The following is a 19881-nucleotide window of genomic DNA, read 5'->3' on the forward strand; positions in this document are numbered from 1 at the left end:
GGTTGGGCGCCGCCACCGGGCACAACCAAAATAAGTGACAAAACGTCGCAAATCGACCCTTCGTCGGAATAAATAGCAGGTGTAATCGATAGCCATTTCCATCGGCGTGATCGCACAAGTACCGCGCAAAGCCCCGGTTGGTGGGGCCTTCACGCCGAGCCGCCTGATAATTACGGCAAGCTTATGGCCTCACCCGCAAAAGCGTTACGCCCTTATGACAAATCGATCATTCACAGGGCGTCCAGCATTCGTTAGAAATCTACCCAGGCCAACGTCGCAACGACGCTGGCACAGGAGGCTCGCGACGCCGGCAGCGGACTCCACGGCAGATCCTTCTGCCTGACCTCCCAGAGGTCTACGGGACATAACAGTCAACAAGTGAGGGCAACACCCTATGAGAAGACTTAAGCGTGATCCGTTAGAAAAAGCTTTTCTGCGCGGCTATCAGTACGGCATTAGTGGTAAATCCCGCGAGCTTTGTCCTTTCACTCTTCCGTCCGTGCGTCAGGCCTGGCTCAATGGCTGGCGTGAAGGCCGCGGCGACAACTGGGACGGTTTGACCGGCACCGCCGGAATCCATCGACTTAACGAACTTCGCGCTGTCGGCTAAAGCCAAGGACCTACCGACTTAACCAGGCCGTTCCATCCGAGCGGCGGGCGCAAGCCCAGGGGCTCCCTACGGGGAGCCCTTTTTGCATCCTCCCGTCAGCGCGCCGCGGCGATGGCATCCACGGCCTCGCGAATCAACGCCGGGCCCTTGTAGATGAAGCCAGAATAGATCTGCACCAGGCTCGCACCCGCCGCGATCTTCTGCGCCGCATGACGCCCTTCGGTGATACCGCCGGCTGCGATGATCGGCAGCCGCCCGGCCAGTTCAGCCGCCAACACCTGCACGGTATGCGTGCTCTTGTCGCGCACCGGGGCACCCGACAGGCCGCCCGCCTCGTTGGCAAACGCCAGGTTCTCGACGCCCTCGCGGCTCAGCGTGGTGTTGGTGGCGATCACCGCGTCCATACCGGTTTCCAGCAGCGCGGCGGCAACCTGTACGGTTTCCTCGTCGGTCATGTCCGGGGCGATCTTGATCGCCAGCGGCACCCGACGGCCATGGCTCATGGTCAACTGGTTCTGCCGCACGTGCAGGGCGTCGAGCAGTTGCTTGAGCGAATCGCCGAACTGCAGGCTGCGCAGCCCAGGGGTGTTGGGCGAGCTGACGTTGACCGTCACGTAGCTGGCGTGGGCATACACCTTGTCGAGGCAGATCAGGTAATCGTCCACTGCCCGCTCTACCGGGGTATCGGCGTTCTTGCCGATGTTGATGCCCAGCACGCCACGAAACCGGGCAGCCTGCACCCGGGCCAACAGGTGGTCGACGCCATGGTTGTTGAAGCCCATGCGATTGATGATCGCCTCGGCTTCCGGCAGGCGGAACAACCTCGGTTTGGGGTTGCCGGGCTGCGGACGCGGCGTCACGGTGCCGATCTCGACGAAACCGAAACCGAGCCCTGCGAACCCGTCGATGGCGTCGCCGTTCTTGTCCAGACCGGCGGCCAGGCCAACCGGGTTGGGGAACTGCAGACCCATCACCGTCACTGGCAGGCTGCTCGGCGCCTTGCTCAGCCGTGCGGCCAGGCCCAGGCGCCCGGCTGCGCCGATCAGGTCGATGGACAGCTCGTGAGAGGTTTCCGGGGACAATTTGAACAGCAGCTCGCGGGCCAGGTTGTACATGGGCAGGCTCAGCTCGTCAGTGGCGAATTCGAAAGGCGCGAATTATAGCCGCCCAGGCGCCCGGCTAGCGAGGCTTAGCGCCAGCTACCCGCTCGCAGGTGCGGCCATGGCAGCTAACGCCAGGCAAACAAGCGCAGCGCCGGCACGCTCCCTTGGAGTCGTGCGCGTGCTCGCGGCCGCCTGGCCGACACGCCCGGGCAGCGCTTCAGGGCAGGCGCCGCAGGCTCAGCAACTCGCCTTCGGCGTTGAATTGCAGCTCGAAGGAACCATAGATTCCCTCATGGGTCAGAAACGGCCGAAAATGATGAGCCGGAATGCTCACGCGCCGGCCATCGCGACTGAGGGCCTGAATGCGGTTTGCCCGTCCCTGATAGACTACCCGCAGGCGCTCTGCCGACAACGCGATATCCAGAACCAGACTGGGCATGGAGGCTCCCTTGCAAATGAATCGGCGGATTTTGCCACAGCGCTGCCAATCAGGCCCGTGGTCACTGCAACGCGGTGCCGATCGGGTGGATGCAGGCCGTGCAAGTCGCGGCGCGCTCTGCCAAACTGCCGCAGGCACACCGACGTCCGTGAGTTGCCATGAGCCTGCCTGAACATCCCAGCCCGCTGACCTCCCGCCTGGCCGCACTGGCCCAGCGCGTGGGTTTGCTCGGCCGTGGCTGCAGGCCGATCTTCGAGCGAGCCAGCCAGTTGCGCTTGCCGTTCACGGCAATCCCGAGCTTCACGGACAACATCGCCTGGCTCGGCGGCCCACCGTTGCAACGCCTCAAGGAACTGCCACGTGGCGCCCTGTCCGGTCCGGTCCAGGAAGACAAGGCCGAGGCTCATGCGGCGTTGACCCGGCTGATCGAGGTCGACCATCGCCAGCTCGACAGGCTTGACCTGCGCCAGGTCGACAGCCTGGTTCACTGCGACGAACGGCCGGCCAGTTTCGAGGACTATGCGGCAAGCCAGGCCTGTCGGCAGATTCGCATCATCAGCTACCGAGACTTCGTCAAAACCCTGAGCCGCGCACTGCCCGGCTTCCCGGACCAGCGTCTCGACCTCTACCAGGCACAATGGCGTGGCGAACGGCTGTTCTGGAACGGAGACCGGCACCCCGAGGCTTTTGCCAGCGCGGTGGCTTATGCGCGGCTGCGTGGCCTGGAGATCAGCCTGCCCGCCGACATCACCCACTACCGGGTCAGCGCTACCGGTCTGCGCGAGCTGGAGCAGCACTATCATGCCCTGGCGATGCCCAGCGAAGCGTGGAGCGACGCCAGCTTCATGCAACTGCTGATGGAGCATGACGTGCCGTATGCGCGCCTTAGCCTGCTGCGCACACCGGGCTCGCCTGAATTCCTGCTGCTACCCAAGCAGTCCCCTCAGGCCTGCGCGTTGGGCGAAGGGCTGTGCCAGGCCGGCGCACCGGATATGCTCGATTACATCCGCACCCTCGGCGCACAAGTGCCATCCAGACAGGTTTTGTAAAGATTTGACGGCAATGCCTGGGCGGCATCTTTGTCAGTCTTTGTTCCCCCTCTGATCTGGAGCATCGTCGTGCGCATTGCCCTCGCCACACTGCTGATCGCTGGCAGCCTGCCAGCGCTGGCCGCCGAAACCCCTAGCTATGGCCCTGAACTGCAGGGTTTCGATTACCCTCACGAGATCAAACGCTTCACCTTCGATTCCCAGGGCGCCTCGTTGCAGATGGCCTATATGGATGTGCAGCCGAAAAAGGCCAATGGCCGCACGGTGCTACTGATGCACGGCAAGAACTTCTGCGGCGCAACCTGGGAAGGCAGCATCGATGCGCTGACCCAGGCCGGCTACCGGGTGGTGGTGCCCGACCAGGTGGGCTTCTGCAAATCCAGCAAGCCGAGTCACTATCAGTACAGTTTCCAGCAACTGGCACGCAACACCCACGCGCTGCTGGAACAGCTCGACATCGACAAGGTGACGGTCATGGGCCATTCCATGGGCGGCATGCTCGCCACCCGCTATGCCCTGCTCTACCCGCAGCAGGTCGAGCAGTTGGCAATGGTCAATCCTATCGGCCTGGAAGACTGGAAAACCCTGGGCGTTCCTTACCTGAGCGTCGACCAGTGGTACCAGCGAGAACTGAAAACCACCGCCGAAGCCAGCCGCAACTACCAGAAGAACACCTATTACGCCGGCCAATGGCGAGCCGAGTTCGACCGCTGGGTCGACATGCAGGCCGGCATGTTCAAGGGCGAAGGCAAGGAAATCGTCGCCTGGAATTCGGCGCTGACTTACGACATGGTCTACACGCAGCCGGTGGTCTACGAGTTCAAGGACCTGAAGATGCCGGTGCTGCTGTTGATCGGTGAACAGGACAACACGGCTATCGGCAAGGATGCAGCGCCCGAAGCCCTGCGCAGCAAACTCGGCAATTACAAGGCGTTGGGTCCGGCAACCGCCAAGCGCATCCCCGATGCCACCCTGGTGACCTTCCCGGACCTCGGCCACTCGCCACAGATCCAGGAACCCGAGCGCTTCCACAAGGCCCTGCTCGAAGGCTTGCAGCCCAAGTCGTAAGGTCCGTTAGCGTCGCTGCTTGAACCAGCCAGCCCGCGGCACGCCCGCCATTCGCCGCGGGGTCGCGGCTCCTACAAAAGCGCGCCCATCTCGCAACCTGCGGGCACGCCTCTCTCGCGTAGGCGCGTCGACCTCGGCGCGAACGATCGCGGCCAGCCTGCAGGCTCGCGGCATGGCCGCCATTCGCCGCGGGGTCGCGGCTCCTACAAAAGCGCGCCCATCTCGCAACCTGCGGGCACGCCTCTCGCGTAGGCGCGTCGACCTCGGCGCGAACGATCGCAGCCAGCCCGCAGGCTCGCGGCATGCCCGCCATTCACCGCGGGGTCGCGGCTCCTACAAAAGCGCGCCCATCTCGCAACCTGCGGGCACGCCTCTCGCGTAGGAGCGTCGACCTCGGCGCGAACGATCGCGGCCAGCCTGCAGGCTCGCGGCATGCCCGCCATTCGCCGCGGGGTCGCGGCTCCTACAAAAGCGCGCCCATCTCGCAACCTGCGGGCACGCCTCTCGCGTAGGCGCGTCGACCTAGGCGCGAACGATCGCAGCCAGCCCGCAGGCTCGCGGCATGGCCGCCATTCGCCGCGGGGTCGCGGCTCCTACAAAAGCGCGCCCATCTCGCAACCTGCGGGCACGCCTCTCGCGTAGGAGCGTCGACCTCGGCGCGAACGATCGCAGCCAGCCTGCAGGCTCGCGGCATGGCCGCCATTAGCCGCGGGGTCGCGGCTCCTACAAAAGCGCGCCCATCTCGCAACCTGCGGGCACGCCTCTCGCGTAGGCGCGTCGACCTCGGCGCGAACGATTGCGGCCAGCCTGCAGGCTCGCGGCATGGCCGCCATTCGCCGCGGGGTCGCGGCTCCTACAAAAAGCGCGCCCATCTCGCAACCTGCGGGCACGCCTCTCTCGCGTAGGCGCGTCGACCTCGGCGCGAACGATCGCGGCCAGCCTGCAGGCTCGCGGCATGGCCGCCATTCGCCGTGGGGTCGCGGCTCCTACAAAAGCGCGCCCATCTCGCAACCTGCGGGCACGCCTCTCGCGTAGGAGCGTCGACCTCGGCGCGAACGATCGCGGCCAGCCTGCAGGCTGGCGGCATGGCCGCCATTCGCTGCGGGGTCGCGGCTCCTACAAAAAGCGCGCCCATCTCGCAACCTGCGGGCACGCCTCTCGCGTAGGAGCGTCGACCTCGGCGCGAACGATCGCAGCCAGCCTGCAGGATCGCGGCATGGCCGCCATTCGCCGCGGGGTCGCGGCTCCTACAAAAAGCGCGCCCATCTCGCAACCTGCGGGCACGCCTCTCGCGTAGGCGCGTCGACCTCGGCGCGAACGATCGCGGCCAGCCTGCAGGCTCGCGGCATGCCCGCCAATCGCCGCGGGGTCGCGGCTCCTACAAAAGCGCGCCCATCTCGCAACCTGCGGGCACGCCTCTCGCGTAGGCGCGTCGACCTCGGCGCGAACGATCGCAGCCAGCCTGCAGGCTCGCGGCATGGCCGCCATTGGCCGCCTGTTCCTACCGCCCAAAAAAACGCCCTGAACCAGTCGGGGCGTTTTCGTGACCTGCAGGTGCTCAGCCCATCAGCTTGGCAACACCGGCAACTGGCTCTGCGCCAGGTCGCTCAGCTCGCGGTTGGCGACGGCATACATCGCGTAGTCGCTCCCCGTGGCCGAACGCAGTTCTGCAAGCATGGCCTTCCAGCGCTCGACCAGACGACGGTTCTGCTCCAGCCAGGCCTCGACCCGCTCCTCGATGGACTCCGGACCGCCCGGCAGTTGCAGCACGGACACCGTGATGGCCCGCTGCTGGGCATCCAGGTCGTCACGGAACGCCTCGCGGGCCAGGGCCTGCCAGTTGCTTTCCACGCTCAGGCTGCTGATCTGCTGCAGGTACCACGACAGGTCCAGCGCATCGGCAACGGCAAAGTAGGCCGACGCCACTTCGGTGGGCTCGCGACCGGTGAGGTCCGCCGACTCGATGATCGGCAGCAGGGTGTAGAGGTGGCCAGTGCCCGCCACCACGCGCGACAACAGCTCCGGCACACCGGCCTCTACGTAGGTCTGGTAGCGCGCCATCCACTCATCGCGGGCAGGGCCTTCCAGCAGTTCGTCGAGACGCATGGCCAGCGCCTTGACCCGCGGGCCGAGGTGGGCCACGTCACGTGCCGCGTCCAGGTCGTTGCGGCGGCTGCGCAGGTACCAGCGGGTAGCCCGCCGGCCCAGACGCATCAGCTCGTCCATCATGGTCAACTGCAGGTCGGCCGGCACCTGGTTGTCCAGTGCCTCGATCTGCCGCCACCAGAACGGCAGGTGGAACACGTCACGTACCACCACGTAGGCGGCCGCCACCTGTGCCGAGCCCACGCCGGTAGCCTCCTTCAGACGCTGCACGAAGGTGATACCCATGTGGTTGACCAGATCGTTGGCGATCTGCGTGCTGACGATTTCGCGCTTGAGACGGTGACGCCGCATGGCCTCGCCGTACTGCTGCGCCAGGCGCGGCGGGAACGCGGTCTCCATCTCGCGGGCCAGGTAATCGTCATCGGCGATGTCGGACTTGATCAGCGACTCCTGCAGCTCGATCTTGCTGTAGGAAATCAATACCGAGAGCTCCGGACGGGTCAGCCCCTGGCCCTTGGTGGCGCGCTCGTTGAGCTCTTCCTCGGTCGGCAGGAACTCCAGGGCACGGTCGAGCTTGCCGCTCGCTTCCATGGCGGCCATCAGCCGCTTGTATTCACCCTGGCGCTCGCGCGCCCGGCGCTCGGCGAGCGACAGTGCCTGGGTCTGCTTGTAGTTGTTGCCGAGCACCAGGTTGCCGACATCCTCGGTCATCTCGGCGAGCAGCGTGTTGCGCTGCTTGCCGGTCATGTCGCCTGCGGTAACGATCTCGTTGAGCAGGATCTTGATGTTCACCTCATGGTCGGAGCAGTCCACCCCGCCGGCGTTGTCGATGAAGTCGGTGTTGCTGGCGCCGCCGTTGAGGCCGAACTCGACGCGGCCCAGCTGGGTCATGCCCAGGTTGCCGCCCTCGCCCACCACCTTGGCGCGCAATTCACGACCGTCGACACGCAGCAGGTCGTTGGCCTTGTCGCCAACGTCGGCGTGGCTTTCGCGGCTGGATTTCACGTAGGTGCCGATGCCGCCGTTCCAGATCAGGTCCACCGGCGCCTTGAGCAGCGCGTTGAGCAGCTCTGTTGGCGCCAGCTTGTCGGCCTGGATGTCGAAGCGGGCCTTCATTTCCGGGCTGATGGGAATGCTCTTGGCGCTGCGCAGGAAGATGCCGCCGCCCTGGGAAATCAGCGAGGTGTCGTAATCGGCCCAGCTGGAGCGCGGCAGGTCGAACAGGCGCTTGCGCTCGACGAAGCTGCGCGCCGCATCCGGGTTCGGGTCAATGAAGATATGCAGGTGGTTGAATGCAGCGACCATCTGCAGCGACTCGGACAGCAGCAGGCCGTTGCCGAACACGTCGCCGGCCATGTCGCCGATACCGATGACGGTGGTTAGGTCTTTCTGCACGTCGATGCCGCGCTCGCGGAAGTGCCGCTGCACGGAAACCCAGCCGCCCTTGGCAGTGATGCCCATGCCCTTGTGGTCGTAACCGGCCGAGCCGCCGGAGGCGAACGCGTCGCCCAGCCAGAAGCCATATTCCTCGGCAATGCCGTTGGCGATGTCGGAGAAGGTCGCGGTGCCCTTGTCGGCGGCAACCACCAGATAGGGATCATCGGCGTCGTGGCGAACCACGTTGGCCGGTGGCGCCACCTCGCCTTCTTTCAGGTTGTCGGTGATGTCCAGCAGGCCGCTGATGAAGATGCGATAGCAGGCGATGGCTTCGGCCTGAATTTCGTCACGACCGCCACCCACCGGCAGACGGCGCGGCACGAAACCGCCCTTGGCGCCAACCGGCACGATCACCGCGTTCTTGACCTGCTGGGCCTTTACCAGCCCGAGCACTTCGGTACGGAAGTCCTCTTCCCGGTCGGACCAGCGCAGGCCACCGCGCGCAACATTGCCGAAGCGCAGGTGCACGCCTTCGACCCGCGGCGAGTAGACGAAGATTTCGAACTTCGGCACCGGACGCGGCAATTCCGGGATGGCGCTCGGGTTGAACTTGAAGCTGAAGTAGTGCTTCGCCTCGCCCTGGGCATCCGGCTGATAGAAGTTGGTGCGCAGGGTGGCCTTGATCAGGTCCAGATAGCGCCGCAGGATGCGGTCTTCGTTGAGCACCGCAACGTTGTCGAGAGCGCCGAGAATCGCCTGTTCCAGCTTGTTCTGCTTGTCATGCAGGTCGTCGGCGCTGAGCTTGCGTGCCAGGTAGAAGCGCGTCTTGAACAGGCGTACCAGCTCGCGGGCGATATCGGCGTGGTTGAGCAGCGTGTTGGCGATGTAGCCCAGGTCGAAGCCCAGGCGGATCTGCTTCAGGTAACGGGCATAGGCGCGCAGCAGCGCCACGTCGCGCCATGGCAGGCCGGCAGTCAGCACCAGGCGGTTGAAGGCATCGTTCTCGGCGTCGCCACGCACGATGTGCACGAAGGCATCCTGCAGCGTGTCGTTGAGCTGCTGGATGTCCAGCTTGAGCCCTTCACCATAGGTAAAGGCGAAATCGTGAATCCAGAATTCACGGCCATTCTGGTGCTGCAGGCGATAGGGGAACTCGCCGAGTACGCGCAGGCCGAGGTTTTCCAGGATCGGCAGCACATCGGACAGCGCCAATGGCTCGTCGGCCTGGTACAGCTTGCAGCGCAACTGGCGCTCACCGGGAATCAGCGGCTGGTAGAAGCTCATCACCAGCGGGCGCTCGTCGGAGATGCTGCGCAGGTGCTGCATGTCGACCACTGCGGAGTGCGCCGGGAAGCGCTCGCGGTAACCAGCCGGGAAATGCTTGGGGAAGTCGGTCAGCACGCGGGTGCCCTTGGCCTCGCCGAAATTCTCGACGACCAGGGCGGCGTAATCGTCGGTCCACGACCGGCACGCCTGAATGACTTCGCGTTCGAGTTGCTGCGGATCGATGCTCAGCTTGTTCTTCGGGTCGACACGCAGAATGAACTGCACGCGCGCCAGCACCGACTCGGAGAAGTAGGTCCAGAATTCGCAATCGCTGGCCTGCAGGCGGTCGACCAGTACCTGCTGGATGCGCAGGCGTGTTTCGGTGGAATAGATGTCACGCGGCACGTATGCCAGGGCGTAGACGAAACGCCCGTAGGGGTCGAAGCGCAGGAACAGGCGCACCTTGTTGCGTTCCTGAATCTGCACGATCGACAGCGCAGTGCTGGCCAGCTCGTCCACCGGGGTCTGGAACAGGTCGTCGCGCGGCAGCACCTCCAGAACCTTGACCAGTTCCTTGCTCAGGTGCCCCTGGGAAATGAACCCCGAGCGCTGCTCCACCTCGGCGACCTTGCGGCGGATGTAGGGTATCTCTCGCACGCTTTCGCTGTAGGACGTCGAGGTGTAGATGCCGAGGAACCGGCATTCCTTGACCACCTTGCCATTGCCGTCGATTTCCCGGATGGAGACGAAATCCGGATAGGCCGGCCGGTGTACGCGGCTCGGCTGCGCGGCCTTGGCGAACGACAGCAGGCTGGGCTCGCGCAGGTAGGCCAGCGCGTAGGGCTCGATGTGCAGGTCTTCCTTGCTCAGGCCGCTGCGCAGGCGCTTGGAGAGGCCGAGCAGAGACGCCTCGTCGTACTGCAGGTAGCCGCCATCGGCATCGTCATGAACGGTAAACTCCTCGTAGCCGAGGAAGGTGAAATGGTCATCCTGCAGCCAGTCGAGAAACACCTTGATCTCGTCCAGTTCGGCTGCCTCGGTCTGGCCGCGGCCAAACGAGCCGTCGCCCAGCTTGGTCAGCAGTTCCTGGGCCTTTGCCTTCATGGGCTGGAAGTCGGCGACGCTCAGGCGAACTTCTTCGAGCACGTCGAGCAGGGTCTTGTGCAGCGACTTGATCTCGGTGTTGCTGGCGCAGCGGTTGATCTCCAGAAACATCAGCGATTCGTGGCTCACGCCCTCGCCGGCGCTGCCCTTGGGCAGCAGGTCGATCAGCGCACCGGAGGCATCGCGACGTACGCTCAGTACGCTGTTCTGCAGGGTGTGAATGCTGTAGCCGCGACGCTTGAGTTCGATACGCACGGAATCGACGAGAAACGGAATGTCCGGGTGCAGCACCTCGATACCGGTGTGCGTGCTTTGCCAGCCATGCTTTTCATAATCGGGGTTGAACACGCGAACCTGCGGCTGGGCCGGGTCGAAGCTGGCCAGCAGACGCCAGGCGGAAAGCGTGCAGCCGACCAGGTCGGAGAGGCGCCGTTGCGTCAGCTCCTCGAGCGCGATGATGCCGAAGAACTGTTCAGCGAACAGGGCCACTCGTGGTAGGTCCTGCTCACTGACATGCTGCGCCAGGGCCGCTTGCAGTTGGTGCTGAAAGTCGGCTTTGCTGGCCGCGGTGAAGAACGCCATGTTTATGCTCCGTCTATGGACTTGGTATCTGCGATTCGTGTTTCCATGCGTAGTTCAACCTTAGACCGGCTGCCTCCAAACGCTAACCCGGCCTGCACAACGACGCCCGGTCACCGGCGTTGCGCGAGCTTAACGATGCAAGCGTAGCGGGCGCTTGCGGTGCGGCGACATTTTCGTTCACCGCCGTCACGGCTCAGCAGACGTCATACAACTGCTTGCACTGTAGTGGCACAACGCCTAAAGTCTGGCGTCAATAAAAATAAAGCCAACCGGACTGCCCCCATGCCCTTCTTCCTCTCGTGGAAGCAGAAGTTTCGTCTGCTGATCCTCATCACCCTGACCAGCCTGGCGCTGCTCACCGCCGCCTCGTTCTGGGCCAGCCAGCGCCTCAATTCTTCGCTGGCCGCGCGAGAAGACGCCGCCGCCTACGTCAACGCCAGCACCACGTTGATGAATCAATGGTGGCGCAGCAACGCGCAGCGCCAGCAACTCACGCCTGACAACCAGGCGGCCTTTGCCGCGGGCCTGGATGAGCTGCAGGCCCTGGTCGACGATCTGCCGAGGCAGGCACAGACACTCGGCGACGCCGGCACGCTGGAGCACGCCCGGCAAATCCAGGCCGTGTTGCAACAGGAGGTGGCGCAACAGCGACGCCTGCTGAGCCTCAACCAGACGCTCGGCCTCACTCCATTCGAGGGGCAGCGCAAGGCGCTCAGCGAGAAGAGCAAGGCGCTGGAGGCCATCAGCTTCGACATGATCAAGGCGGCCGTCACCAGCGCCCTGAGCAGCCAGCGTGACTACCTGGCCACCTCTGACCCGGTGTTCGCCGAAATGACCCTCACCGCGATCAAGAAACTGCAGGCGCAGATCGACGAGCTCGAATGGCGGGACACGCCGGTGGGCAAGACCGTGCAGGTATTCCAGCAGACCTTCCTCGAAACCCAGAACAGCGTCGAGCAGCTCAACGCCACCAACGCCCAACTGAGCGAACTCGGCGAGCAACTGCAGGCGCGCATCGACGCGCAACGGCACGACCTGCAAAACGGGCTGCTGCTACAGCGCGCCGAGGCCGCCAAACAGGCGCGGCTGTCGTCGCTCTGGCTGATGGGGCTGAGCTTCGCAGCAGTCGCTGCCCTGCTCTCCCTGACCCTGTTGCAGGCATCCCGGACACTGGTCAGGCGCCTGGAAAACGTTACCCAACTGCTGAGCCAGGTGGCGTCGGGCGACCTGACCCGCACCCTGCCGGTCGGCAGCAACACCAAGGACGAGTTCAACCAGTTGGCTGGCGCGGCGAACAGCATGATTCGCGATATCGGCCGCATCGTCGCTCAGGTGATGGACGCCAACCGCGAGCTCAACCGCCTGCACGGGCACCTCGATGACGCCATGCGCCAGCTCGGCGACAACAGCACCCAGGTAGAAATGCAGACCGAACAGGCTGCCGCGGCTTCGCAGCAGATCAGCGCCACGCTCAGCGACATGGCCCAACGCACTGCAGCGGTCGGTAACGCCACCCACAGCGCCTACGATGCGGCGCGCAACGGCGGTCAGGTGATCAGTGCCAGCGCCGAGAGCATGAACCAGCTGGCGCAGCTGATTCAGAACACCCATGCCCAGGTCAGCGCGCTCACCCTGTCCAGCGGCAAGGTCACCAGCATCATCGGCGTGATCAACGGTCTGGCCGACCAGACCAACCTGCTGGCGCTCAATGCCGCCATCGAGGCTGCACGGGCTGGCGAGGCCGGGCGTGGCTTCTCGGTGGTGGCTGACGAAGTTCGCTCGCTGGCACAGAAAACCATGTCGGCGACCACCGACATCGCCGCGATCGTCAATGAGCTCAGGCAGCAGACCCAACAAATGGATCAACTGATGACCAGCGGCCTGAGCCTCGCCGAAGCGGGCCAACGCAGCTCCGGTGAAGTGGCCGGCGCCATCGCAGGCATCACCAACGCCATGGAGCAACTCAATGGGCAGATGAGCCAGGTGGTGGTCGCCATCGAACAGGTGTCTGGCAGCACGGAAGAGATCGCCAGCAAGGTCGAGGACATCAACCTGCACACCGGCAAGACCAAGACCTTGCGCCTGAGCCTGGACGAACACACCCAGGGTCTGTCGCACCAGGTCGAGGTTCTCAACCACAGCGCCAATCAGTTCCGCATCGCCTGACCGTCATGGGCCGCTGCCACGCCCGCAGCCAGCGCTGCGAACCAGCCCACGCTTGCAGCGTCGCAGCCGTCCGATCTGCGAAGTGGGTCGTGGCCTGCGTGGCTTAATACCCCTGGCTTCGATTATCATGGACGGCCCTCACGAGCGGGGTCGTCGCTCGCGATTTCCATCCTGGAAAACCTATGGAACACAGAGACGCGCTGCTCGCCCTTCGCCACTTCCTGGCCAGCCAGATCCTCGGCCAGGAGAAGCTCATCGATCGGCTGCTGATCGCCCTGCTTGCCGACGGCCACATGCTGGTCGAAGGTGCGCCCGGCCTGGCCAAGACCAAAGCGATCAAAGAGCTGGCCGAGGGTATCGAAGCCGAGTTCCACCGCATCCAGTTCACGCCGGACCTATTGCCCGCCGATATCACCGGTACCGAGATCTATCGCCCGGAAACCGGCAGTTTCGTGTTCCAGCAGGGGCCGATCTTCCATAATCTGGTGCTGGCCGACGAGATCAACCGGGCACCGGCCAAGGTGCAGTCGGCGCTGCTAGAAGCCATGGCCGAGCGCCAGGTGTCGGTCGGCCGCAGCACCTACGACTTGTCGCCGCTGTTTCTGGTGATGGCCACCCAGAACCCCATCGAGCAGGAAGGCACCTATCCCCTGCCCGAGGCCCAGCTCGACCGTTTCCTGATGCACGTGAAGATGGGCTTTCCCGACGCCAGCGTGGAACGCAAGATCCTCGCCCAGGCCCGTGGCGAAGCGCTGCACGGTGAAACCAAGCCGGATCATCGCCTCAGCCAGCAGGCCATCTTCGCCGCCCGCAAGGAAATCCTCGGCCTGTACATGGCCGATGCGGTGGAAGAATACCTGGTGCAGCTGGTGATGGCCTCGCGCACGCCCGGCAAGTTCGACGCCGAACTTGCCGAATGGATTGCCCACGGCTCCAGCCCGCGCGGCTCGATCGCCCTGGATCGTTGCGCGCGCGCCCACGCCTGGCTGGCCGGGCGCGACTTCGTCAGCCCGGAAGACATCCAGGCGGTGCTGTTCGACGTGCTGCGCCACCGCATCATCCTGTCGTTCGAGGCGGAAGCCTCGGGGGTCGACCAGGACCGGGTGATCCAGCGCATCCTCGACGTGGTTGCGGTGGCCTGATGCACGCCCAGGCGGATAACCCTGAGCTGCAGGCGGGCATCCGTACCGATCTCCATCAACTCATCGACATGCGTCATCGCGTGCGCGAGGTGCAGTTGTTTTCCACGCCTGGCCAGCGCAGCCCGCTGATCGGCCTGCACCATTCGAAGCTGCGCGGCCGCGGTGTGGATTTCGACCAGGTGCGCGTCTACCAGCCCGGCGACGACGTGCGCACCATCGACTGGCGCGTCACCGCGCGTACCCAGGAGCCGCACACCAAGCTGTTCCATGAAGAGCGCGAACGGCCGATCTACATCCTCGTGGAGCAGAGTCGTCAGCTGTTCTTCGGCTCTGCGCTGATGTTCAAGTCGGTGCTCGCCGCCCGCGCCGCCGGCCTGATCGGCTGGGCGGCGCTGGGCCATAACGACCGCATCGGCGGCCTGGTGTTTGGCGGCGCGGAGCACCACGAGATCAAGCCGCGGCGCAGCAAACAGAGCCTTCTGCAACTGCTCAGCCGGCTGGCCCGCGCCAACCAGGCGCTGTCCGCCGAAATGCCGCTGAACCGCGACGGTTTCGGCCAGGCGCTGCGCCGCGCCCGCGAAGTGCTGCGCCCTGGCAGCCTGGTGGTGATCCTGTGCGACGAACGCACGCTCAGCGAAAGCAGCGAGCAGCAGTTGATCCTGCTCGCCCGCCACACCGACCTGCTGCTGCTGCCCGTCTCCGACCCGCTGGACCATGCCCTGCCCGCTTCCGGCCTGCTGCGTTTCGCCGACGGTGACGCGCAGTTGGACGTCGACACCGAGGATGCCGAGCTGCAACACCGCTACGCCGCCCAGGCCCAGGCGCGCCAGGCACGCTGGCAGCGACTGGCGCAAAAACTCGGCGTACCACTGCTGTCGCTGAGCACCGCCCACGAGCTGGTCGACCAGTTGCGCGAACACCTGAACAACCTGCGCCCCGGGAAATCGGCATGAACCCGTTGGAGCAGCTCGACCCCCTGATCGCCCCCGCAGCCATCGGCTGGTGGCCGCCGGCGCCGGGCTGGTGGCTGCTCGCGCTGCTGTTGCCAGCCCTTTTGTGGGCCACCTTCCGGCTGCTCAAGCGGCTGCCCCGGCGGCGGCGCCGACAGACAGCCGAGCAGCCGCTGGAGCCGCTGCGCGAAGCCGCGCTGCAGGAATTGCAGCGCATGAGCAAACCCTACGACGGCGCCCCGGCCGGGCCCTGGCTGCAGCAGATCAACGGGCTGCTCAAGCGCCTGTGCCGCGAACGCTACCCGGACAGCCACAGCCATACCCTGAGCAGCCGCGCCTGGCTGGCATTTCTCGACAACCGCTGCCCGGCGGCGGGCCTCACGCGCTGGATGATCCTGGTCGAGGGCGCCTACAAGCCGCAGTGCACCCTCGACGACAAGGCCATCGAAGGCCTCAACGGCGCGGTCGCCATCTGGATTCGCAAGCATGTTTGAGTTCGCCTGGCCGTGGCTGTTCCTGCTCGCACCGCTGCCGTGGCTGCTACGCCTGTGCCTGCCGCCGGCCGACAGCGGCGAGGCCGCGCTGCAGGTCAGTTTCCTCGGTGAGCTGGAAAACCTCTCCGGGCGTCGCGCTCGCCTGCAACTGCCGCCCTGGAAGAAACAACTACACTTCGCCCTGCTCTGGCTGTTGCTGCTCACCGCCGCGGCGCGCCCGGAGTGGGTTGGCGATGCGCTGCCGTTGCCCGCCAGCGGTCGCGACCTGCTGATTGCCGTGGATGTGTCCGGGTCCATGGGCTACGCCGACATGCATTGGGAAGACGAAGAAGTCAGCCGCCTGGCACTGGTCAAGCACCTGATCGGGGACTTCATCGAGGGCCGCACCGGCGATCGTCTCGGGCTGATCCTGTTCGGCAGCCAGGCCTATCTGCAGGCGCCGCTGACCTTCGACCGGCAGACCGTGCGCACCTGGCTCGACGAAGCGGTGATCGGCATCGCCGGCAAGAACACCGCGATCGGCGATGCCATTGGCCTGGCCGTCAAACGCCTGCGCCAGCGACCAGCCAACAGCCGGGTACTGGTGCTGATCACCGACGGCGCCAACAACGGCGGTGAAATCGAACCGATGATCGCCGCGCGCCTGGCCGCCGAGGAAGGCGTGACCATCTACACCATCGGCATTGGTGCCGACCCGCAACAAGGCGGCAACTTCGCCGCGTTCGGCGTCACCCCGAGCCTGGACCTCGACGAACCGACCCTGCGCGCCATCGCCGAACTCAGCGGCGGCGACTATTTCCGCGCCCGCGACCAGGGCGAGTTGCAAGCCATCGAAGCCACGCTCGACCGCCTCGAACCCGTGGCCCAACAGCCGACCCTGGCTCGCCCGGCCCAGGCGCTGTACGTGTGGCCACTGGCCGCGGCCGTGTTGCTCAGCCTGGCGCTGGTGCTGCGCAGCCTGTGGCCCCAGCTACGACAGCAGCGCCTGAGCGCCCTGCAGCGGTTGAGGCGCAAGGCACCATGAACGAGCTCAGCGGCCTGTGGCCGCACCTGCTGCGCCCCTGGTGGCTGTTGCTGTTGCCCCTGATGGCCTGGCTGCTGTGGCTGCTCACGCACCGGGAAAAACGCAGCGGCCGCTGGCAGAGCCTGTTGCCAGCCGCCTTCCATGCGGCATTGCTGAGCGGCGGCCACGGCCGCGCCAGCCGCCTGCCGTGGATCGCCCTTGGCCTGGCCTGGCTGCTGGCCGTGCTCGCCCTGCTCGGGCCGAGCTGGCAACGGGTCGAGCACAATGACCTCAAGCCCGCCGACCCGCTGGTGGTGATGCTCGAACTGACGCCCCAGATGCTGGCCAGCGACGCCTCGCCCAATCGCCTGGCCCAGGCGCGCCGCAAGTTGCTGGATTTGCTGCAGGCACGCGGCGATGCGCAAACCGCCATCGTCGTCTACGCCGGTAGCGCCCACACCGTGGTGCCACTCTCGGACGACCTGGGCACCAGCCGCAACCTGCTCGAAGCGCTGCAACCGTCGATCATGCCGGAACCGGGCAAGCGCGCCGACCTGGCCGTGGCCAAGGCACTCGAACTGCTCAAGGGCGGCGCCCAGGGCCAGGGCCGGCTGTTGCTGATCACCGGTAGCCTCGACGCCAGCGAACGCAGCGCCATCGCCACACAGCTCGGCCGGCGCGGCGAGCGCCTGCGTATCCTTGGCGTCGGCAGCAGTGAAGGCGCGCCCATCATCCAGGAGGACGGCGCCTTCATGAGGGACGAGCAAGGCGCCATCCTCATGCCGCGCCTGGATGCGCAGGGCCTGAGCCAGTTCGCCCGGAGCCTCGGCGGCCAATACCGCAGCATCAGCCTCGACGAGCGCGACCTGCGCACCCTCGGCCTGCTCGACGGGCCGCAACAGCTGCGCGACAACGGCCACAAGACCCAATTGCGCACCTGGGCCGATCAGGGCCACTGGCTGCTGCTGCCCCTGTTGTTGCTGGCCGCCTGTGCCGGGCGTCGCGGCTGGCTGTTGTGCCTGCCGCTGCTGTTGCTTGGCATGCCGCAATCGGCGATGGCGTTCAGCTTCGAGGACCTCTGGCTGCGTGCCGATCAACAGGGCCAGCGCCTGCTCGAGGCGCAGCGCCCAAAGGAAGCCGCCGAACGCTTCGAGGACCCGCAGTGGCGGGGGCTGGCGCTGTACGAGGCCGGTGACTATGCAGCCGCGGCCGAGCAGTTCGCGCTCACCGACAGCGCTGCCTCGCTGTACAACCGTGGCAATGCCCTGGCCCGCAGCAACGAGCTGGAAGCTGCCGTGGATGCCTACGAACGGGCCCTGGAAATCGACCCGCAACTGCTCCAGGCCACGAAGAACAAGGCACTGGTGGAAGAACTGCTGCGCCAGCGCGAACAACAGCAGGCCCAGCCCAAGGATCAACCTGACGAGCAGAGCCGCGACGAGCGCGCCGAACAGCAGCAGCCCGGGCAGTCCACCGCGCCCACGCCGGAGCAGCGCCAGGACAGCCAGGGGCAGTCCGCCAGCGCGCAGGATCAGCCGCCAGCGGACGAGCCGCCCGGCTCGCAGGCGCAGCCCACCGAGAACGCCGAGAACGGTGAATCGCCCGCCTCGCCGGTCGATGACACCGGCACCTCGGACGCGAACGCGCCCCTCGACAGCGAACGCCGCCAGGCCCTCGAACAATGGCTGCGGCAGATTCCCGATGACCCGGGCGAGCTGCTGCGCCGCAAATTCTGGTACGAACAGCAACAGCGTCAGGAACAACCACGATGACCCGTCTGCTCTGCACCCTGCTCTTCTGCCTGCTGACATTCCAGGCCAGCGCGCAGGACTTTATCGCCAGCGTTGACCGCAGCCGGCTGAACCTCGGCGAAAGCGTCGAGCTGGCCCTGGAGTCGAGCGACGCCACCCAGTTCGGCAAGCCGGACCTGGCGCCGCTCGACGAGCTGTTCGAGGTGCTCGGTACCCGCCAGGTCAATCGCCTGACCACCCTGGATGGTCAGGCCCGCGCCACCACGCGCTGGCTCGTCACCCTGCGCCCGCGCCATAGCGGCTATGTGGTGGTGCCGCCGCTGCGTCTCGGCGACCTGCAAAGCCAGCCGATCAGCCTGCATGTACTGGAATCCACCACGCAGAAGGCGGGCGAGCAGATGGCGCCGGTGTTCATCGACGCCAGCCTGGATCACGACAGCGTGTACGTGCAGGCGCAAAGCGTGCTGACCCTGCGCATCTATCATTCCGTATCGCTGTACGACGACAGCAGCCTGACGCCGCTGGAGATCGCCGACGCGCGGGTCGAGTCACTGGGCGAGCCACGCACCTACGAGCAGGACATCGGTGGCGTGCGCCACGGGGTGATCGAGCTGCGCTACGCCATTTTTCCGCAGAAGAGCGGCCAACTGACGATCCCGGCCCAGGTGTTCACCGCCACCCTGGTCGACCGTTCCAACAACAGCGACTACCTGCCGTTCGGCCCGCGTCCCGGCAGGGTCACGCGGGTCAAATCACCGCAAATACCGCTGACGGTCAAACCCAGGCCGGCCGAGTACCCCACCGACGTGCCCTGGCTGCCGGCCCGCGCCCTGAGCCTGGCCGAGGCCTGGACCCCGGAACCTGAGCAGGTCAAGGTCGGCGACTCGCTGACCCGCAGCCTGATGCTCAAGGCCGACGGCCTGTCCAGCGCGCAGTTGCCGCCACTGCCGGCCACCACGGTGGATGGCCTGCGCCGCTACCCGGACCAACCGCAGCTGCACAACGAAAGCAGCGAACGCGGCGTGATCGGCAGCCGCGAGGAACGCGAGGCGCTGGTCGCCAGCAAGGCTGGCACCCTGGAACTGCCGGCGGTCGAGCTGGTGTGGTGGAACACTCATGAAGATCGCCTGGAACGCACCACCCTGCCCGGTCGCAGCCTGGAGGTCGCGGCCGACCCGGCGATGAACGCGGAGCAGCCAGCGGACCCGCGGCCGCGCAGCGAGCCCATGGAAAGCGTCCTGCTCTGGCCCTGGCAAGTCAGCACCGTGCTGCTGGCGCTGACCACGCTGCTGGGCTTCGGCCTGTGGTGGCACGCGCGTCGCCAGCCGGCCATCCAGCGCGCCGCGCAAGCCGGCCCCAGCCCGCGCACCCTGCTCGATGACCTCAAGCGTGCCTGCCTGGCCAACGACAGCCAGGCCACCCGCCAGGCACTCGACGCCTGGGCCCGCCAGCAACCGGAAACCCTGGCCGACATGGCCGCCCGCTTCGCACCGCTGTCCGAAGCCCTCGACGGCCTCAACGGCGCGCTGTACAGCGAAAGCGGCCAGCATTGGCAAGGGGCCCAGCTGTGGCAAGCCATTGGTGAATTACCGGCTGCCGAAAAAACTCAGGAAAACGGCCAGGAAGCCACCCAGCTTCCGCCGCTTTATCCACGCTGAACAGGACAGGTTG

At 65.8% G+C, this 19881-nt stretch carries 13 protein-coding genes; 10 read left to right on the plus strand and 3 right to left on the minus strand.

Annotated features, from left to right (window positions below; genetic code table 11):
• Nucleotides 1-394: 394 nt before the first annotated feature.
• Nucleotides 395-610 (plus strand): ribosome modulation factor, encoded by a 216-nt coding sequence (gene rmf, locus ACZ0AV_RS04735; RefSeq protein WP_073268316.1) that lies wholly within the window; start codon nucleotides 395-397, stop codon nucleotides 608-610.
• A gap of 95 nt (nucleotides 611-705) precedes the next feature.
• Here rmf and ACZ0AV_RS04740 read toward each other — a convergent pair whose 3' ends face one another.
• Together ACZ0AV_RS04740 and ACZ0AV_RS04745 are read right to left on the minus strand one after the other, a co-directional pair.
• Nucleotides 706-1725 (minus strand): quinone-dependent dihydroorotate dehydrogenase, encoded by a 1020-nt coding sequence (locus ACZ0AV_RS04740; RefSeq protein ID WP_499149969.1) that lies wholly within the window; start codon nucleotides 1723-1725, stop codon nucleotides 706-708.
• A gap of 205 nt (nucleotides 1726-1930) precedes the next feature.
• Nucleotides 1931-2152, minus strand: a complete 222-nt coding sequence (locus ACZ0AV_RS04745; protein ID WP_499149970.1) for a DUF2835 domain-containing protein — start codon at nucleotides 2150-2152, stop codon at nucleotides 1931-1933.
• A gap of 158 nt (nucleotides 2153-2310) precedes the next feature.
• On the opposite strand from ACZ0AV_RS04745, the gene ACZ0AV_RS04750 reads away from it, so the two are divergent.
• Together ACZ0AV_RS04750 and ACZ0AV_RS04755 are read left to right on the plus strand one after the other, a co-directional pair.
• Entirely contained in the window at nucleotides 2311-3201 is an 891-nt protein-coding gene (locus tag ACZ0AV_RS04750) for a DUF6685 family protein (RefSeq protein WP_499149971.1), read from the plus strand.
• A gap of 75 nt (nucleotides 3202-3276) precedes the next feature.
• Complete coding sequence (locus tag ACZ0AV_RS04755; RefSeq protein ID WP_499153295.1) at nucleotides 3277-4269, plus strand: alpha/beta fold hydrolase; 993 nt, start codon at nucleotides 3277-3279, stop codon at nucleotides 4267-4269.
• Between the two features lie 1566 nt (nucleotides 4270-5835).
• Here the strand turns inward: ACZ0AV_RS04755 and ACZ0AV_RS04760 are convergent.
• The gene (locus ACZ0AV_RS04760) at nucleotides 5836-10704 is read right to left on the minus strand and encodes an NAD-glutamate dehydrogenase (protein ID WP_499149972.1); all 4869 of its coding nucleotides are present in this window, start codon (nucleotides 10702-10704) and stop codon (nucleotides 5836-5838) included.
• 282 nt (nucleotides 10705-10986) lie between these two features.
• On the opposite strand from ACZ0AV_RS04760, the gene ACZ0AV_RS04765 reads away from it, so the two are divergent.
• From ACZ0AV_RS04765 to ACZ0AV_RS04795, 7 genes are all read left to right on the plus strand, one after another.
• Nucleotides 10987-12870: a methyl-accepting chemotaxis protein gene (locus tag ACZ0AV_RS04765; RefSeq protein WP_499149973.1), complete on the plus strand. Its 1884-nt coding sequence runs from the start codon at nucleotides 10987-10989 to the stop codon at nucleotides 12868-12870.
• A 182-nt stretch (nucleotides 12871-13052) separates the two neighbouring features.
• Nucleotides 13053-14012, plus strand: coding sequence for an AAA family ATPase (locus tag ACZ0AV_RS04770; RefSeq protein WP_499149974.1), 960 nt, complete (start codon nucleotides 13053-13055; stop codon nucleotides 14010-14012).
• On the plus strand, nucleotides 14012-14965 hold the full coding sequence (locus tag ACZ0AV_RS04775) for a DUF58 domain-containing protein (protein WP_499149975.1): 954 nt from the start codon (nucleotides 14012-14014) through the stop codon (nucleotides 14963-14965). Before ACZ0AV_RS04770 ends, ACZ0AV_RS04775 begins: the two co-directional genes overlap by 1 nt.
• On the plus strand, nucleotides 14962-15456 hold the full coding sequence (locus ACZ0AV_RS04780; RefSeq protein ID WP_499149976.1) for a DUF4381 domain-containing protein: 495 nt from the start codon (nucleotides 14962-14964) through the stop codon (nucleotides 15454-15456). Before ACZ0AV_RS04775 ends, ACZ0AV_RS04780 begins: the two co-directional genes overlap by 4 nt.
• On the plus strand, nucleotides 15449-16480 hold the full coding sequence (locus ACZ0AV_RS04785; protein ID WP_499149977.1) for a vWA domain-containing protein: 1032 nt from the start codon (nucleotides 15449-15451) through the stop codon (nucleotides 16478-16480). Before ACZ0AV_RS04780 ends, ACZ0AV_RS04785 begins: the two co-directional genes overlap by 8 nt.
• On the plus strand, nucleotides 16477-18231 hold the full coding sequence (locus ACZ0AV_RS04790; RefSeq protein ID WP_499149978.1) for a VWA domain-containing protein: 1755 nt from the start codon (nucleotides 16477-16479) through the stop codon (nucleotides 18229-18231). Before ACZ0AV_RS04785 ends, ACZ0AV_RS04790 begins: the two co-directional genes overlap by 4 nt.
• Nucleotides 18228-19868, plus strand: a complete 1641-nt coding sequence (locus ACZ0AV_RS04795) for a BatD family protein (protein ID WP_499149979.1) — start codon at nucleotides 18228-18230, stop codon at nucleotides 19866-19868. The genes ACZ0AV_RS04790 and ACZ0AV_RS04795 overlap by 4 nt, the downstream gene beginning before the upstream one ends.
• Nucleotides 19869-19881 lie beyond the last annotated feature (13 nt).

This window comes from Pseudomonas sp. AC532 (assembly GCF_979258965.1).

What these genes read in the sequence shown, in the direction of transcription:
- rmf (WP_073268316.1), top strand. Translation starts at nt 395, where the DNA reads ATGAGAAGACTTAAGCGTGATCCGTTAGAAAAAGCTTTTCTGCGCGGC.
- ACZ0AV_RS04740 (WP_499149969.1), bottom strand. Translation starts at nt 1,725, where the DNA reads ATGTACAACCTGGCCCGCGAGCTGCTGTTCAAATTGTCCCCGGAAACC.
- ACZ0AV_RS04745 (WP_499149970.1), bottom strand. Translation starts at nt 2,152, where the DNA reads ATGCCCAGTCTGGTTCTGGATATCGCGTTGTCGGCAGAGCGCCTGCGG.
- ACZ0AV_RS04750 (WP_499149971.1), top strand. Translation starts at nt 2,311, where the DNA reads ATGAGCCTGCCTGAACATCCCAGCCCGCTGACCTCCCGCCTGGCCGCA.
- ACZ0AV_RS04760 (WP_499149972.1), bottom strand. Translation starts at nt 10,704, where the DNA reads ATGGCGTTCTTCACCGCGGCCAGCAAAGCCGACTTTCAGCACCAACTG.
- ACZ0AV_RS04765 (WP_499149973.1), top strand. Translation starts at nt 10,987, where the DNA reads ATGCCCTTCTTCCTCTCGTGGAAGCAGAAGTTTCGTCTGCTGATCCTC.
- ACZ0AV_RS04770 (WP_499149974.1), top strand. Translation starts at nt 13,053, where the DNA reads ATGGAACACAGAGACGCGCTGCTCGCCCTTCGCCACTTCCTGGCCAGC.
- ACZ0AV_RS04775 (WP_499149975.1), top strand. Translation starts at nt 14,012, where the DNA reads ATGCACGCCCAGGCGGATAACCCTGAGCTGCAGGCGGGCATCCGTACC.
- ACZ0AV_RS04780 (WP_499149976.1), top strand. Translation starts at nt 14,962, where the DNA reads ATGAACCCGTTGGAGCAGCTCGACCCCCTGATCGCCCCCGCAGCCATC.
- ACZ0AV_RS04785 (WP_499149977.1), top strand. Translation starts at nt 15,449, where the DNA reads ATGTTTGAGTTCGCCTGGCCGTGGCTGTTCCTGCTCGCACCGCTGCCG.
- ACZ0AV_RS04790 (WP_499149978.1), top strand. Translation starts at nt 16,477, where the DNA reads ATGAACGAGCTCAGCGGCCTGTGGCCGCACCTGCTGCGCCCCTGGTGG.
- ACZ0AV_RS04795 (WP_499149979.1), top strand. Translation starts at nt 18,228, where the DNA reads ATGACCCGTCTGCTCTGCACCCTGCTCTTCTGCCTGCTGACATTCCAG.